The sequence below is a fragment of the Streptomyces sp. NPDC032822 genome, assembly GCF_055578825.1.
The window spans coordinates 78,639-91,150 of sequence record NZ_JBVIOL010000013.1 but is presented as its reverse complement, the minus strand read 5'-3'; the positions used below and the strand labels follow the sequence as shown (position 1 = coordinate 91,150).

Here is a 12,512-nt window from a genome sequence, read left to right as displayed (position 1 = left end):
CCGTCATCCGCGGCGGCTCCGCCCCTCACCGCGCGTACGTGGGACTCCACTGGGCCGCCTCGACCGCCGCGCGCAGTTCCTCCCGCGTGGCCTTGGGCGCGACGCCGTCCACCGCCGCCGTCGCCGCGGCCAGCGCGATCTCCCGGGCCGCTTCCCGCATGTCCCGCAGCGGCGGCAGCAGCGGCGCGGGAGCATCACCGTCGTCCGGGGCCGACCGGACCGCGCAGTCGCCGACCGCGCGGGCGGCGGCCACCATCATCCGGTCCGTGACCCGGGTCGCCCGGCTCGCGGTGACCGCCAGGCCGATGGCCGGGAAGACGTACACGTTGTTCGCCTGCGCGACCGGCACCTCATGGCCGTCGACCGTCACGGGCGGGAACGGGGAACCGGCGGCGACCAGCACCTTGCCGTCCGTCCAGCGCACCAGGTCGGCGGGGTCGGCCTCGGCATGGGAGGTCGGGTTGGACAGCGGGAAGATCACCGGGCGGTCGCAGGAGGCCGCCATCCGCCGGACGATCTTCTCGGTGAAGGCGCCGTGCGCGGTGGACAGCCCGATCAGCACGGTCGGCTCGACCCGGTCCACCACCTCGGCCAGGCCGCACGACTCCTCTTCGTCGTCGCGGGCGTAGACCCGCTGCTCGTCGGTCAGCCCCTCACGGGATCCGGTCAGCAGTCCGTCGACGTCGACGAACCAGAACCGGGAGACGGCCTCGTCCTCCGGCACGCCGTCGTCGACCAGAGCGGTACGGATCATGTCGGCCACGCCGATCGCCGCGGAGCCCGCGCCGAGGATCACGATCCGCTGGTCGGCCATCCGGGTCCCCGCCACCCGTGTCGCGGTGGTCAGCGCACCGAGCGCGACGGCGGCGGTGCCCTGGATGTCGTCGTTGAAGGTCAGCAGCCGGTCCTGGTAGCGGGTCAGGATGCGCCGGGCGTGCTCGGTCGCGAAGTCCTCCCACTGCAGCAGTGTTCCCGGCAGTTCGGCCTCCACGGCCGCCACCAGCGCCTCCACCATCTCGTCGTACTCGGCCCCGGTCACCCGGCGCTCCCGGCGGCCCAGGTAGTGCGGGTCGTTCAGCAGCTCTTCGTTGTCCGTCCCGGCGTCCAGCAGGATCGGCAGGGTACGGGCGGGGTGGATGCCGCCGATCGCCGTGTAGAGGCTGAGCTTGCCGATCGGGATGCCCATGCCGCCCACTCCCTGGTCGCCCAGGCCCAGGATGCGTTGGCCGTCGGTGACGACGATGACGTCCACGTCGTCGTGCGGGCGGTTGCGGAGGATCTCCCGGAAGCGGTGCCGGTCCTCGTAGGAGAGGAACAGCCCGCGTGGGCGGCGGTAGATCTCGCTGAAGCGGCGGCACGCCTCACCGACCGTCGGGGTGTAGACGACCGGCAGCATCTCCTCCAGGTGGCGGGTGACCACCCGGTGGAACAGCACCTCGTTGGTGTCCTGGAGCTGGCGCAGGTAGATGTGCCGGTTCAGCGGCTTGTCGTAGCCGAGAAATGCCGCATACGCCCGGTCGGCCTGATCGTCCAGGCTCTCCACGGCAGGCGGCAGCAGCCCGTCGAGGCCGAACTCCGCCCGCTCCGTCCCGCTGAACGCGGTCCCTTTGTTACGCAGGGGGTCATACAGGAGTGCGGCGCCTCGGCGAGAATCATTCACTGTCATGCCATTTCGCCTGCCCCGTATCCCCAGGCCCTCACGTCAAACCATGGGAAAGGCGTCGGAAAGAAACGGTCACCGGGCCGTCCTTTTCGTGTGTGCACCTCGGCCGCGGTGAACTCCTGCCGAGGGGCCGGGGTGGGTCCGCGTGCGTACGCGCAGGGCCCGACCGTCGTGACGGTCGGGCCCTGCGCGGTGTGTGCCGCGGTCTCAGGTCACCATCGATACCAGCGGCCGCGGCCACCTCCGGCCGAGGTGGAGCGCATCGCGAAGCCCAACAGCCACAGAACCAGCACGGCGAGGGCTACCCACCACAGAATCTTGACGGCGAAACCAGCGCCGAAAAGGATCACCGCGAGAAGCAGAACGAGAATCAGGGGAACCATGGTTATCAACCTCCTGCGGCTCCGTGTGCCCTCCCAATTCCCTTCCAATCCTGGGCAGTTCCTTGTTCGTGAAGGAAAGGCCCGGGCACCGGCGGAGATACCGCGGCAGCGATACCGAGAACACCTCCGAGCAACGACTTCGTCGCACTTGATCGAGGGCTTTCCCGGGCCTTTTCACGAAGCCGACCACCGGAGCGTGGCATTCCGGATTCCGCGCCACCGGAGGACGCCACCACGCACGGGGTCGGCGAACCGTGATCCCCCACGTTCAGGGTCGCGTCGCGGACCGGCTGTCGGGGTGGAGGACGAAGATCTGGTCGAGGCCGACGATGCGCAGCACACGCAGGGTGTGGGAGGGGACGGCCGCGAGTGCGATGTCCGCCTGGGCGGCGAGGGCGTGGTCGCGGGCCACGATCAGGGCGGTGAGGCCGCTGGAGTCGCAGAATTCCATGCCGGACAGGTCGAGGACGAGGCGTCGGCCCGGCCGGAGGTCCAGCTCGGTGAGCCGCTCGCGCAGTTCGGACGCGGTGGTGAAGTCGAGGTCGCCGGCGATCTCCAGAACGGGACCGGTGGCGGCGCCTCGGGCAGTGATCTTCAGCGGACTCATCGTGGCTGCGTCGTCCCGGGGTCGGGGACGGGGACGCCCAGGGCGAGCAGAGCGGTGTCGTCGTCGAGGCCGTCGCCGAAGCTGTGGAGCAGGCCGGTCACGGCGTCGACGACGGCCCGCGCGGGCATACCGGCATGGTCGGCGGCGAAGTCCAGGAACGCCTCTTCTCCGAACAGGGTGGTGCGGTCCTTGCCGGTGCGGGCTTCGGTGAGGCCGTCGGTGTAGAGCAGCAGGGTGTCGCCGGGAGCCAGGACGGTGGTGGCGCTGACGAAGCGTGCCGAGGGCAGGACACCGACCAGGAGCCCGCCGGGGGTGGGCAGGAAGTCGGCCGTGCCGTCCGCACGCAGGACAAGGGCCGGGGGGTGGCCGCCCGAGGCGAGATGAACGGCGACCCGCCCCGTCTCGGGATCCGGTTCGAGTACGCCGAAGACGGCGGTGCAGTAGCGCGGGTCGGCGGTGCCCGTGTGACGCTCGTGGAGCACCCGGTTGAGGGTCGCCAGGGCGGAGACGGGGTCGGGGTTGTGCAGGGCCGCGGCGCGCAGGGTGTAGCGGGTCAGTGAGGTGACCGCGGCGGCCTGCGGGCCCTTGCCGCACACGTCGCCGAGGAAGAAGGCGAAGCGTTTGCCGTCGACGGGGAAGAGGTCGTAGAAGTCGCCGCCCAGCAGGTCGGGATGAGCGGTGCGGTAGTGGGCGGCCGCCTCCATGCCGGGTACCGACGGCAGGGAGTCGGGCAGCAGGGACTGCTGGAGCACCGCGAGGGCGTCCTGGAGCCGGGCACGGTCGGCCTCCGCCTGTTCGCGCGCCGCTTCGGCCACCTTCCGGGCCCGCAGGAGTTCCTCTTCGTAGGACCGGCGGTCCCGGGCGTCGAAGACGGTGGTGCGGATCAGCAGCGGCTCGCCGGAACCGCCGTGTTTGACCACCGAGGAGACCAGCACCGGGATCCGGGCACCGCCGGCCTGTTTGATCTCCAGGGCGATGCCGCCGATCTCGCCCTGCATCCGCAGCAACGGCGCGAAATGCGTCTCGTGGTACAGCTTGCCGCCCACGGTCAGGAGGTCGGTGAACCGCATCCGGCCCACCACAGCCGCGCTGTCCAGGCCGAGCCAGCCCAGCAGGGTGGTGTTGATCTTCGCGATGGTCCCGTCCATCAGCGTGGACAGATATCCGCACGGCGCGCTCTCGTACAGTTCCTCGGCGCTGTCCTCCAGCAGTGCGGCGAACGTCGCGTTCGCCGTTTCCTCGTCGCCGGTGCCGTGCGGGTCGGGCTGCTGCCCGGTTCGGCACATCAACGCAGGTCCGCCAGGTAGGCGGTGATCGCCTCGTTGGTGGCCTGCGGTGCGGACAGGTGGGGGCAGTGCCCGGTGGCGTCGAGGGTGACCAGCGTCGAGCCGGGAATCGCCTGGTGGACGAAGGCTCCGACCTCGCGGGGGGCGATGACGTCCTGGGTGCATTCCAGCACCAGCGTCGGCACCTGTACGGCCTTCAGATCGTCCCTGGAGTCCGACAGGAAGGTGGTCCGGGCGAAGACACGTGCCATGTCCGGGTCGGTGGCGCAGAAACTGTTCGTCAGCTCCTCGCCGAGCTCGGGACGCTCCGCGTTCCCCATGATCACCGGGGCCATCGCCGCCGACCAGCCCAGATAGTTCGACTCCAGCGACGCCAGCAGCTCGTCGATGTCCTGCGCGCTGAACCCGCCCCGGTACCCCTCGTCGTCGATGTACCGCGGCGACGGGGCGACCATGACCAGAGCCCCGATGCGCTCCGGAGCCATGCCTGCGGCCAGCACCCCGATCATCGCGCTGACGGAGTGGCCCACGAAGACCGCGTCACGCAGGTCGAACGCCTCGCACACCTCCACCACGTCCCGGGCGTACCCGTCCAGCGACGCGTAGCGGTCCGCCGAGAAGGCGGACGGATCCGCACGGCCCGAACCGACGTGGTCGAACAGCACCAGCCGGTACTCCTCGGCCAGAGCCGGCACCGTCAGCCGCCACATGTTCTGGTCGCAGCCGAACCCGTGCGCCAAGACCACCGTCCGCCCCTGCGGGTTGCCGATGACGTTGACGTTGTTCCTGCGGCCGATATCCATCCGGTCAGTCTCTCAGGTCCCGCTCACCCATTCGGCCCGGTCGCCGATCCACTGCCCGACCCGCACAACGTCCTCACCCGCACCGTCCTCACCAGGACGAACGACCGGCATCGATCGGTGCCCCATAAACGGGACAACAGCGGGTAAGCGAAATTACGCCATCACGACAACCTGCGATGAAACGACAAGGAACGACCCACGGGAAGAGCACTATGGTCACCCCCCTTGAGAACCGGCCGGCGGATCAACAGGAATCCGCGGCGCCCCTGCGTTACACCGCCGACTGGCACACGGCGGACGCGTCCATCGCCGAAGCCCGAGCAGCCGTACGCACGCTGTTGGCCAGGGCCGGCCACGACCCCGGCCAACAGGCGAACCAGGACGCCCAGCTCGTCGTCAGTGAGCTGGTCACCAACGCGCTGCGGCACGCCCCCGGCCCCGGCGGCCTGGCACTGGAAGTGGAACCCGACGCGAGCCTGCTTCGCATCATCGTGAGTGACAGCTCCCCTCGCCCGCCCGAACTGCGGGCACACGACGCCCGGCAGGTCGGCGGACACGGCCTGCGTCTGGTCGCCCGACTGTGCGACCAGGTGCACACCATCGCGCGGGAAACCGGCAAACAGGTCGTCGCCCACCTTCGTCTGCGCGGGCCCGCCGACTAGCGATGCGTGAGCAGGCCCTCCCGCAGCCGGGCGAGGGTACGCGAGAGCAGTCGGGAGACATGCATCTGCGTGACGCCCAGGCGTTCGCCGATCTGGGCCTGGGTGAGTTCCTCGACGAACCGCAGGTGGATGATCTGGCGGTCCCGCTCGTCGAGTTCGGCGATCAGCGGCGCCAGGGCGTGGAAGTCCTCCACCAGTTCCAGCGCCTGGTCCTCGGCGCCGATGAAGTCCTGCAGCGCCGCTTCGCCGTCCTCGCTCCCGCCGATCGTGGCGTCCAGGGAGGAGGAGTTGTAGCCGTTCGCGGCGAGCCGGGCCTCCCGCACCTCTTCCTCGGGCAGACTCATCAGCTCCGACAGCTCCTTGACCGTGGGGGTGCGGTCGAGGCGGCTGCGGAGTTCCTCGGTGGCGCGTGCGAGCTGGACGCGGGCTTCCTGGAGGCGGCGCGGAACGTGGACGGCCCAGGTGGTGTCGCGGAAGAACCGCTTGATCTCGCCGACGATGTAGGGGATGGCGAAGGAGGTGAACTCCACCTCGCGGGACAGCTCGAAGCGGTCGATCGCCTTGATCAGGCCGATCATGCCGACCTGGACGATGTCCTCCATCTCCTCCGGACCGCGACTGCGGAACCGGCCGGCCGCGAAGCGGACCAGGGACATGTTCATCTCGATCAGGGTGTTCCGGGCGTAGCTGTACTCCGGCGTGCCCTCCTCAAGCCCCGCCAGCCGGCCGAAGAAGACCTTGGACAGCTCACGGGCGTCCTTCGGCGCCACCTGACAGGGATCGGTGACCTGGGGCAACGCGCACGCCCGCATCTCCGTAACCGTCACATTCATCGCCGCCATGACCTGCCCCTCCCGCCCTCGAAACCAACCGCGCTGTCGGCCCATTGCAACCGCCGACGCCGCCGCGCGTCTACCCCATGGTTCCACTTCCATGCCCGGACGGTCCGGGAGACCTCATCTCGGCGGGCCCGGTCTGGTCGCGTCCGGTCGGCGACGACTGCCGTGCCAGTCCAGTATCAGGACCGTGGCGTCGTCCTGGAGGCTGCCGTGGTAGGCGTCGAGCACCGCGGCGGTCAGGCTCCGGACGGCTTCTCGCGGGTGCAGCGCGCGGGTGTCGTGGATGACCGAGACCAGGTCGGCGGCTGCGGCACCGCGTTCCTGCATGCCGTCGGTGAGCAGGATCAGACGGTCTCCGGGGCGCAGTTGCAGTTCCTGAACGCGGTAGGAGTTGGGTCCCACCACACCGAACGGCAGGTTGACGGCGAGCCTGACCTCTTCGACGGCCCCGTCGCGCAGCCGCAGTGGCCAGGGATGGCCCGCGTTGACCAGTTCGCACAGACCTGTTTCGAGGTCGACGCAGAACAGCTGTCCGGTGGCCAGCCCTCGATCGTGGCTGAGCAGGGCCTGGTGGGCGTGGTGGGCCTGTCTGAGGGCGTCACAGCCGCTGCGGCGGGCCCGCCGCAGAGCTCCGACCAGCAGGGTGGCCAGCAGCGCGGAGTTCGTGTCGTGGCCCATGGCGTCGGTGATGGACAGGTGCAGGGTGTCGCGGTCGAGGGTGTAGTCGTAGGTGTCGCCACCGATGTCGTCGGCCGGGACGAGTCCGGCGGCGAGGGTGAACTGCGCCGCCTCGCAGCAGGGGGCGGAGGGCAGCAGCTGGTGCTGGATCTCCGCGGCCAGGCTGGTCTCGGTGGTGCGCCGGCCCAGGTGGTACAGGTCGGTGAAGCGCCGGTCCGTGACGATGATGTAGGCCAGCGCGTGTGCCGCGTCGCGGACCTGTCGCAGCACGGTGTCGTCCGCGGACTGCAGGATCACCTCCAGGACGCCGATGCAGTCGCCGCGGTTGGTGACCGGCGTGATGACGCGTCGGCCGCCCTGGCCGTCCGGTTCCACATGCTGGCGCTGGCTCCGCAGAACGCTGTCGTAGACACTGCCCTGCAGGTCGATCGGCTCGGCCTGGTCCGCGGCCTCGTCGCCGGCCGCGGCCAGCCGTACCAGCCGCTGACCGATGAGGTCGACGAACAGGAAGGACACCTGCTCCGCACCGAACCGCTTCTGCAGGTCGTGTGCCACCACGTCGACGGACTCACCGGGCGGGGCCGCTTCCGCAGCGGCCAGCAACTCGCCCAGTTCCAGATCTCCACCCACCACAGCAACCTCCTATCGGTTGCCGCAACTTCTTCCCCGCATCTCCGCATAGTCACCTGGTGTGACAGTTCTGCCTGGTCAAGGCGGTAATCCGGAGCGGTACGGCGGAGCTCGGACCCCCGGGCGGCCCGTTCACGCGCGTTGGCCGCCGCGTGGCGCACGAGGACCGCGCCGGGCCCTGTGGGAGCGCCGTGGCTCGACGCGGAGGACCTCGTGGCCCTGCTGGACCTCCAGGGCGTGGTGGACGGCGCGGAGGACATGGATCGCTGCTCGACGAGGAGGGTCCGGCAAGCCGGTTCAGTTCCTCCGAGGGGGCCTGTGCACGGTCGGTTCGCCCGGCAGCGGGCCGGAGCAGGACTGCCGAGGGCTGCCCGGCCGGGCGGGTTCCTCCCGCCCGGCCGACATGAGCTGGGACCTGCTCAGCTGTAGAAGTTCTTCTGCCAGCTGTGCCTGGCCAGCAACGCGAGCTGCTCGGGGGTCAGCGGCGGGATGTCGGCGACCGCCGCGTTGCGTTCCACGTTCGTCAGGGACCGCATCCCGACGATGACGGTGGAGACCGCCTGGCCGGCGAGCGCGAACCGCAGGGCGGTGGACGGGAGTTCCTCGACGCCGATTCCCAGGTCGGCGAGGAGGGCGTCCACACGTTTCTCGACCTGGGCGGGCCGGTCCTCCCGGAAGTACCAGTTGCGCCAGTCGCCCTCGGGGAAGGTGACACCCGTGCGGACCGAGCCCGTCAGAGCGCCCTCGTCGAGGACGACCCGCCCGATCACGCCCACGCCGTGCTCCTCGCACGCCGGCAACAGCGCATGGGAGGGGGCCTGTTCGAAGATGTTGTAGATGACCTGGACCGTGTCCAGCACCCCGGTGCGCAACACCGTGAGCACGTTGTCGGGCTGGTGGTCCTTGACCGAGATCCCGAAGAACCGGATCTTGCCCTCCTGTTTGAGGGCGTCAACGGTCTCCAGGAGGTCGCCGCGGCCGGTCCACTCGTCCTCCCAGGTGTGCAGCTGGAGCAGGTCGACGTGGTCCCGGCCCAGTTCGCGCAGGCTGGTCTCCACGCTCTCGCGCAGGTGTGAGCCGGGGAAGGTCTCCGTGACGTCGAGTCCGCTGGACTCCAGCGGGACCGGGATCTTGGGCCCGGCCTTCGTCGCCACGTACACGCCCTCGCCGCCGCCCGGGAGCTCCTTGAGCGCACGGCCGACGACGCGCTCGCTGCGGTCGTACCCCCTGGCGGTGTCGATGAAGTTGACGCCCAGGTCGAGCGCGCGGTGCAGGGCGCGGACACCGGAGTCGTCGTCCGCGCCGACCCACGCCCCCTGCCCCAACCCCCAGGCGCCATAGCCGATCTCGGACACGGCCAGTCCGGTACGGCCCAGTTCTCGATAGCGCATGTGCTGTTCAGACTCCTTTGTCGTGGGCGGTGGCCATCCGGTCACCATCCGCGAGAGCCAGTGAACCCTTCGTTCGCACGGGTTGTCACCCGGCGTCGCCCAGTTCGAGTCGGACGGGCTCGTCGCGGTCGCAGTGGAGTCTGCCGTCGACCACCCGTGCGGCGGTGACCTGGAGTGAGGAGCGGCGGGTCGCGTGGGTGCCGTCCTCGGCGCCGCCGACGCGGCCCGGGTGGAGGAAGCGGCGATCATCGACGGCTGCGGGCGGATCCGCGTCTTCTGGCGGATCGGCCTCTGAGCGGCCCAGCGCCTCAAGAACCCGCCCCGGCGTGGAACTCACCGAGCTCCTCGTCTGATCCAGCGCATCACGTGGAGAGCCGGACGCTCATCGGGCGGGCACGTCCGGCCAGACGCGCGGGACGGGACGACCGGCACCGGAAACGGTGCACGGCGTCCCGTCCTCGTCCCTGATCCGCGCCCGGCCCGGGCGCGGACGCCGCGGACCTCAGAACAGGGTGTTGTCGTTGACGCTCTGCTCCGGCACTTCCTGGATCACGTCCCAGTGCTCGACGATCTCCCCGTCGGTGACGCGCCAGAAGTCCGCGACGGCCAGGCCGCGGTCGCCGGGCTTGAGGTGCAGGTTGCTGTGGGTGACCACCAGGTCCCCTTCGGCGATCGCGCGCTTGATGTCCAGGCGCAGGTCGGGGCACTGTCCGCGCAGCCAGTGGACGTAGCCGACGAACGCCTGCGGCCCGTCCTGTGCCTCGGGGTTGTGCTGGGTGAGCTCTCACCGAGGTGGGCTTCGGCGGCCTGTTCCGGCTGGTAGTCGTTGAATGCCTGCTCGTAGAAGGCGATCACGAGGGCTTTGTTGTCGTCGGCGGACACGCGGATCTCCTGCCTCGCGGTGGTACGCGACGCGTCAGTCGGCCATCGCCTCGCGGACGAGGGCGGTGTCGACGAACTGTTCGAAGCGCACGATGAGTCCGCCGCGGACGACGAAGTGGTGGGCGACGCGGACGTCGATCGGCTTGCCGGTGGCCTTGTTGACGGCGGTGTAGCGGGCCAGGACGACGACGTTCTCGCCGCCCGCGACGTAGGTGTCGTCGTGGGCGGTCCAGTTGTCCCAGTCCTGGCCGAGCTTCTCCATGACGTTGGCGGTGACGCCGTCGGGGGTGCGGTAGGTGCCGGCGAGCGGGAAGCCGGCCATCTCCGTCCATTCCACGTCGGGGGCGAGGGTGGCGCGGAGGGCTTCGAGGTCGCCGGCGGCAGAGGCCAGGTACTGGCGGCGGACGACGTCCGCGGGAGCGGCGGACGCGGCGACCCCTGTCGTGTCGGCCATGGTCAGCCCCACTTCATTTCGCCCTTGGCGACCTTCGCACCGATCTGGGCGGCGATCAGCATGCCGTTGTCCGGGTAGCGCTTGACCATCGCCTCGGTCAGCGCGGCGCCGTCGGCGGCCTTGCCGAGCTCCTCCTCGAAGGCGACGAGGTAGGCGCGGGTGGCGGTGATCGCGGACGGGTCCGCGGCGGTGCCGGGCAGACGGTGGCCGGGGACGACCAGCTCCGGGTTCAGGGCGGCCATTTCGTCCAGCAGGTCGATCCAGGTCGCGCGGTCGCCCGGGGTGGCGGTGTCGGCGACCCAGACGTGCTCCTGCTGGAAGAGCAGGACACCGCCGAGGATGGCGCGCTGCTCGGCCTGCCACAGGTAGTGGCGGTCGGGCAGTCCGGCCGGGCCGCCCTTGAGCTCGAAGCGGTGTCCTTCGAGGGTGAGGTCGCCCGTCAGCGGGGTGAGGTCGACCAGGCGGGTGGGCAGGTTCGGGCCGAGGGCCTCCCACGCCTTGAGCTTGCCCTCGTAGGAGTGCCGGATGTGTTCGATGACGAGGGGGGTGGCGACGAACACCGCGTCGGGGAAGGCGTCGGCGATCACTTCGGCGCCGAAGTAGAAGTCCGGGTCGGCGTGGCTGACGAACACGGTCGTCAGCTTCTTGCCCGAGTCGAGGATCTCGGCGGCCAGCCGGTGTCCGTCGGCGCGGGTGAAGGCGGCGTCCACCAGCAGCGCCTCCTGCTCGCCGGTGACGAGGGTGGCGGTCTTGTTCTTGCTGCCGGCCGGGAAGTCGAGGTCGAGGATCTTGAAGGAGAGGGTGCTCATCGATGACTCCATTGCGCGGGGAACGGGGCGGGGACGGGGGAAGTTCAGTGGGCGGCGAGGCGTTCGTCGACCTCGTCGGCGGTGGCGTGGCCGTAGGCCAGCGGGATGACGGCGTCGCCGTCGACGGCCAGCAGGGTGGGGAACCCGGTGACGCCGAGCTGGGCCGCGCGGCCGAAGTCGGCGCGGACCGCGGTCTGTGTCTCGGGGGCTTCGAAGGCGGCGACCACGGCATCCGCGTCGAGCCCGGCCGCCTCGGCGACCGTCCGGTAGGTGGCGGCCTCCGACAGGCTCAGGCCATGAACGTAGAAGGCGTCCTGCAGGGCCGCGGCCAGCTCCGCCGCGCGGTCGGGGGCCGCCTGACGCAGGGCCGCGAAGCCGCGGGCGGCGGCTTCGGAGTCCATCACGAACGAGCCGTCGGCGATCAGCCGCTCGTAGCCCTCGCCGAACTCGGCACCGGTCAGCTCGGTGATCTTGGCGTTCGCGCCCTGGACGTAGCCGAACTCGCGGATCGGCACCCGGCGCGACCCGGTGAACAGACCGCCGGAGACCACCTCGACCGGCAGCCCGGGATGGCGGGCGGCGACCTCGCGCAGGGTTCCGGAGAAACCGTGCGACCAGCCGCAGTAGGCGTCGAAGACGTGGACGAGCTTCATCGGAGACCTCGGCAGAGAGGGGCGCCCGCCGGTTGCGAGCGATTCACCTGATCAAACAGTAACTGACTTGTCAGATATTTCCCGGCTGGTGTGAACTGGGACACATGAGTGCAGCCCATGCCATTAGACCTGCGCTACGGCCACTCCGCCGGTCAGGGAAGGCGAGGCAGTACGTCCCGGGCCGTGTGGCTGAGGATCCTGAGATCCTCGGCGAACCGCTCGCGGTCCGCCGCCGGGAGGGGCTCCACGAAGTACCGCTTGATGTTCTCCACGTGCACCCGGGCAGCGCGTACGACCGTCTCCTCGCCCAGCGGGGTCAGCCGCACCAGCCTCCCGCGCCGGTCGTCGGGGGACTCCGCGCGCGTCACGAAACCAGCCGTCTCCATGCGATCCACCAGCCGGGTGGCGCCACCGGTGGTCAGGACCTGCTCCTGCGCGACGGCCCGCATGGAAAGCCCCGGCTCCCCCGCCCGCCCGAGGATCAACAGCACCTCGAAGACCAGGTGGCTGATGCCGCACTCCACCTCCAACGCCCGGCCGAGGATGTACTCCAGCCGGTTCGCCGCCCCCTGCAGACGCCCGAACGCCAGGACGAGATCATGGTCGGCGGCCTCCTGCGCCGTCCGGATCCCAGCTTCCTCACCCACGGCAGCGCCGCCCCCTCTCGTTGTCCGGTACCACCGTACCGATCACCCTGTCCCCCGTGGCCGGACCGACCCTCGACAGCGGCCGGCAGGCAGGCGGTCCAGCGCCCCGAGCCGCTGACACCCGC

General features: G+C 70.3%; 14 protein-coding genes. 1 reads left to right on the top strand and 13 read right to left on the bottom strand.

Going from position 1 to position 12,512, the window contains the following annotated elements; all coding sequences use genetic code 11:
* Positions 1 to 25 precede the first annotated feature (25 nt).
* The 5 genes from ACZ5VD_RS31375 to ACZ5VD_RS31355 all read right to left on the bottom strand — a co-directional run bounded on the left by ACZ5VD_RS31375 (position 26) and on the right by ACZ5VD_RS31355 (position 4,742).
* Positions 26 to 1,666, bottom strand: coding sequence for an NAD-dependent malic enzyme (locus ACZ5VD_RS31375; protein WP_468684078.1), 1,641 nt, complete (start codon positions 1,664 to 1,666; stop codon positions 26 to 28).
* Positions 1,667 to 1,875: 209 nt separating this feature from the next.
* On the bottom strand, positions 1,876 to 2,046 hold the full coding sequence (locus ACZ5VD_RS31370) for a hydrophobic protein (RefSeq protein WP_468552620.1): 171 nt from the start codon (positions 2,044 to 2,046) through the stop codon (positions 1,876 to 1,878).
* A gap of 268 nt (positions 2,047 to 2,314) precedes the next feature.
* Entirely contained in the window at positions 2,315 to 2,653 is a 339-nt protein-coding gene (locus tag ACZ5VD_RS31365; RefSeq protein WP_468552621.1) for an STAS domain-containing protein, read from the bottom strand.
* Positions 2,650 to 3,939 carry a PP2C family protein-serine/threonine phosphatase gene (locus ACZ5VD_RS31360; RefSeq protein WP_468684077.1) on the bottom strand — a complete coding sequence of 430 codons (1,290 nt, stop codon included), beginning with the start codon at positions 3,937 to 3,939 and terminating at the stop codon, positions 2,650 to 2,652. The genes ACZ5VD_RS31365 and ACZ5VD_RS31360 overlap by 4 nt, the downstream gene beginning before the upstream one ends.
* Positions 3,939 to 4,742, bottom strand: a complete 804-nt coding sequence (locus ACZ5VD_RS31355) for an alpha/beta fold hydrolase (protein WP_468552623.1) — start codon at positions 4,740 to 4,742, stop codon at positions 3,939 to 3,941. Before ACZ5VD_RS31355 ends, ACZ5VD_RS31360 begins: the two co-directional genes overlap by 1 nt.
* 212 nt (positions 4,743 to 4,954) lie before the next feature.
* Here ACZ5VD_RS31355 and ACZ5VD_RS31350 point away from each other — a divergent pair, with 212 nt between their 5' ends.
* Positions 4,955 to 5,404 carry an ATP-binding protein gene (locus ACZ5VD_RS31350; RefSeq protein ID WP_468552624.1) on the top strand — a complete coding sequence of 150 codons (450 nt, stop codon included), beginning with the start codon at positions 4,955 to 4,957 and terminating at the stop codon, positions 5,402 to 5,404.
* Here ACZ5VD_RS31350 and ACZ5VD_RS31345 read toward each other — a convergent pair.
* From ACZ5VD_RS31345 to ACZ5VD_RS31310, 8 genes are all read right to left on the bottom strand, one after another.
* A complete protein-coding gene (locus ACZ5VD_RS31345) occupies positions 5,401 to 6,246 on the bottom strand; it encodes an RNA polymerase sigma factor SigF (RefSeq protein ID WP_468552625.1) in 846 nt (281 codons plus the stop codon). The two genes, ACZ5VD_RS31350 and ACZ5VD_RS31345, sit on opposite strands and share 4 nt — an antisense overlap.
* A 114-nt stretch (positions 6,247 to 6,360) precedes the next feature.
* Positions 6,361 to 7,554, bottom strand: a complete 1,194-nt coding sequence (locus ACZ5VD_RS31340; RefSeq protein WP_468552626.1) for a PP2C family protein-serine/threonine phosphatase — start codon at positions 7,552 to 7,554, stop codon at positions 6,361 to 6,363.
* Between the two features lie 416 nt (positions 7,555 to 7,970).
* The gene (locus tag ACZ5VD_RS31335) at positions 7,971 to 8,942 is read right to left on the bottom strand and encodes an aldo/keto reductase (RefSeq protein ID WP_468684075.1); all 972 of its coding nucleotides are present in this window, start codon (positions 8,940 to 8,942) and stop codon (positions 7,971 to 7,973) included.
* A gap of 502 nt (positions 8,943 to 9,444) precedes the next feature.
* On the bottom strand, positions 9,445 to 9,660 hold the full coding sequence (locus tag ACZ5VD_RS31330) for a nuclear transport factor 2 family protein (protein WP_468684190.1): 216 nt from the start codon (positions 9,658 to 9,660) through the stop codon (positions 9,445 to 9,447).
* A 198-nt stretch (positions 9,661 to 9,858) separates the two neighbouring features.
* Complete coding sequence (locus tag ACZ5VD_RS31325; protein ID WP_468684073.1) at positions 9,859 to 10,278, bottom strand: nuclear transport factor 2 family protein; 420 nt, start codon at positions 10,276 to 10,278, stop codon at positions 9,859 to 9,861.
* A gap of 2 nt (positions 10,279 to 10,280) precedes the next feature.
* Entirely contained in the window at positions 10,281 to 11,087 is an 807-nt protein-coding gene (locus ACZ5VD_RS31320) for an MBL fold metallo-hydrolase (RefSeq protein ID WP_468552629.1), read from the bottom strand.
* Positions 11,088 to 11,131: 44 nt separating this feature from the next.
* The gene (locus tag ACZ5VD_RS31315) at positions 11,132 to 11,740 is read right to left on the bottom strand and encodes a DsbA family protein (RefSeq protein WP_468552630.1); all 609 of its coding nucleotides are present in this window, start codon (positions 11,738 to 11,740) and stop codon (positions 11,132 to 11,134) included.
* Between the two features lie 152 nt (positions 11,741 to 11,892).
* The gene (locus tag ACZ5VD_RS31310) at positions 11,893 to 12,387 is read right to left on the bottom strand and encodes a MarR family winged helix-turn-helix transcriptional regulator (protein WP_468552631.1); all 495 of its coding nucleotides are present in this window, start codon (positions 12,385 to 12,387) and stop codon (positions 11,893 to 11,895) included.
* Positions 12,388 to 12,512 lie beyond the last annotated feature (125 nt).

Coding starts and splice junctions, on each gene's coding strand:
- ACZ5VD_RS31320 (WP_468552629.1), bottom strand. CDS start 11,087: ATGAGCACCCTCTCCTTCAAGATCCTCGACCTCGACTTCCCGGCCGGC.
- ACZ5VD_RS31375 (WP_468684078.1), bottom strand. CDS start 1,666: ATGACAGTGAATGATTCTCGCCGAGGCGCCGCACTCCTGTATGACCCC.
- ACZ5VD_RS31370 (WP_468552620.1), bottom strand. CDS start 2,046: ATGGTTCCCCTGATTCTCGTTCTGCTTCTCGCGGTGATCCTTTTCGGC.
- ACZ5VD_RS31315 (WP_468552630.1), bottom strand. CDS start 11,740: ATGAAGCTCGTCCACGTCTTCGACGCCTACTGCGGCTGGTCGCACGGT.
- ACZ5VD_RS31350 (WP_468552624.1), top strand. CDS start 4,955: ATGGTCACCCCCCTTGAGAACCGGCCGGCGGATCAACAGGAATCCGCG.
- ACZ5VD_RS31345 (WP_468552625.1), bottom strand. CDS start 6,246: ATGGCGGCGATGAATGTGACGGTTACGGAGATGCGGGCGTGCGCGTTG.
- ACZ5VD_RS31325 (WP_468684073.1), bottom strand. CDS start 10,278: ATGGCCGACACGACAGGGGTCGCCGCGTCCGCCGCTCCCGCGGACGTC.
- ACZ5VD_RS31360 (WP_468684077.1), bottom strand. CDS start 3,939: ATGTGCCGAACCGGGCAGCAGCCCGACCCGCACGGCACCGGCGACGAG.
- ACZ5VD_RS31355 (WP_468552623.1), bottom strand. CDS start 4,742: ATGGATATCGGCCGCAGGAACAACGTCAACGTCATCGGCAACCCGCAG.
- ACZ5VD_RS31365 (WP_468552621.1), bottom strand. CDS start 2,653: ATGAGTCCGCTGAAGATCACTGCCCGAGGCGCCGCCACCGGTCCCGTT.
- ACZ5VD_RS31335 (WP_468684075.1), bottom strand. CDS start 8,942: ATGCGCTATCGAGAACTGGGCCGTACCGGACTGGCCGTGTCCGAGATC.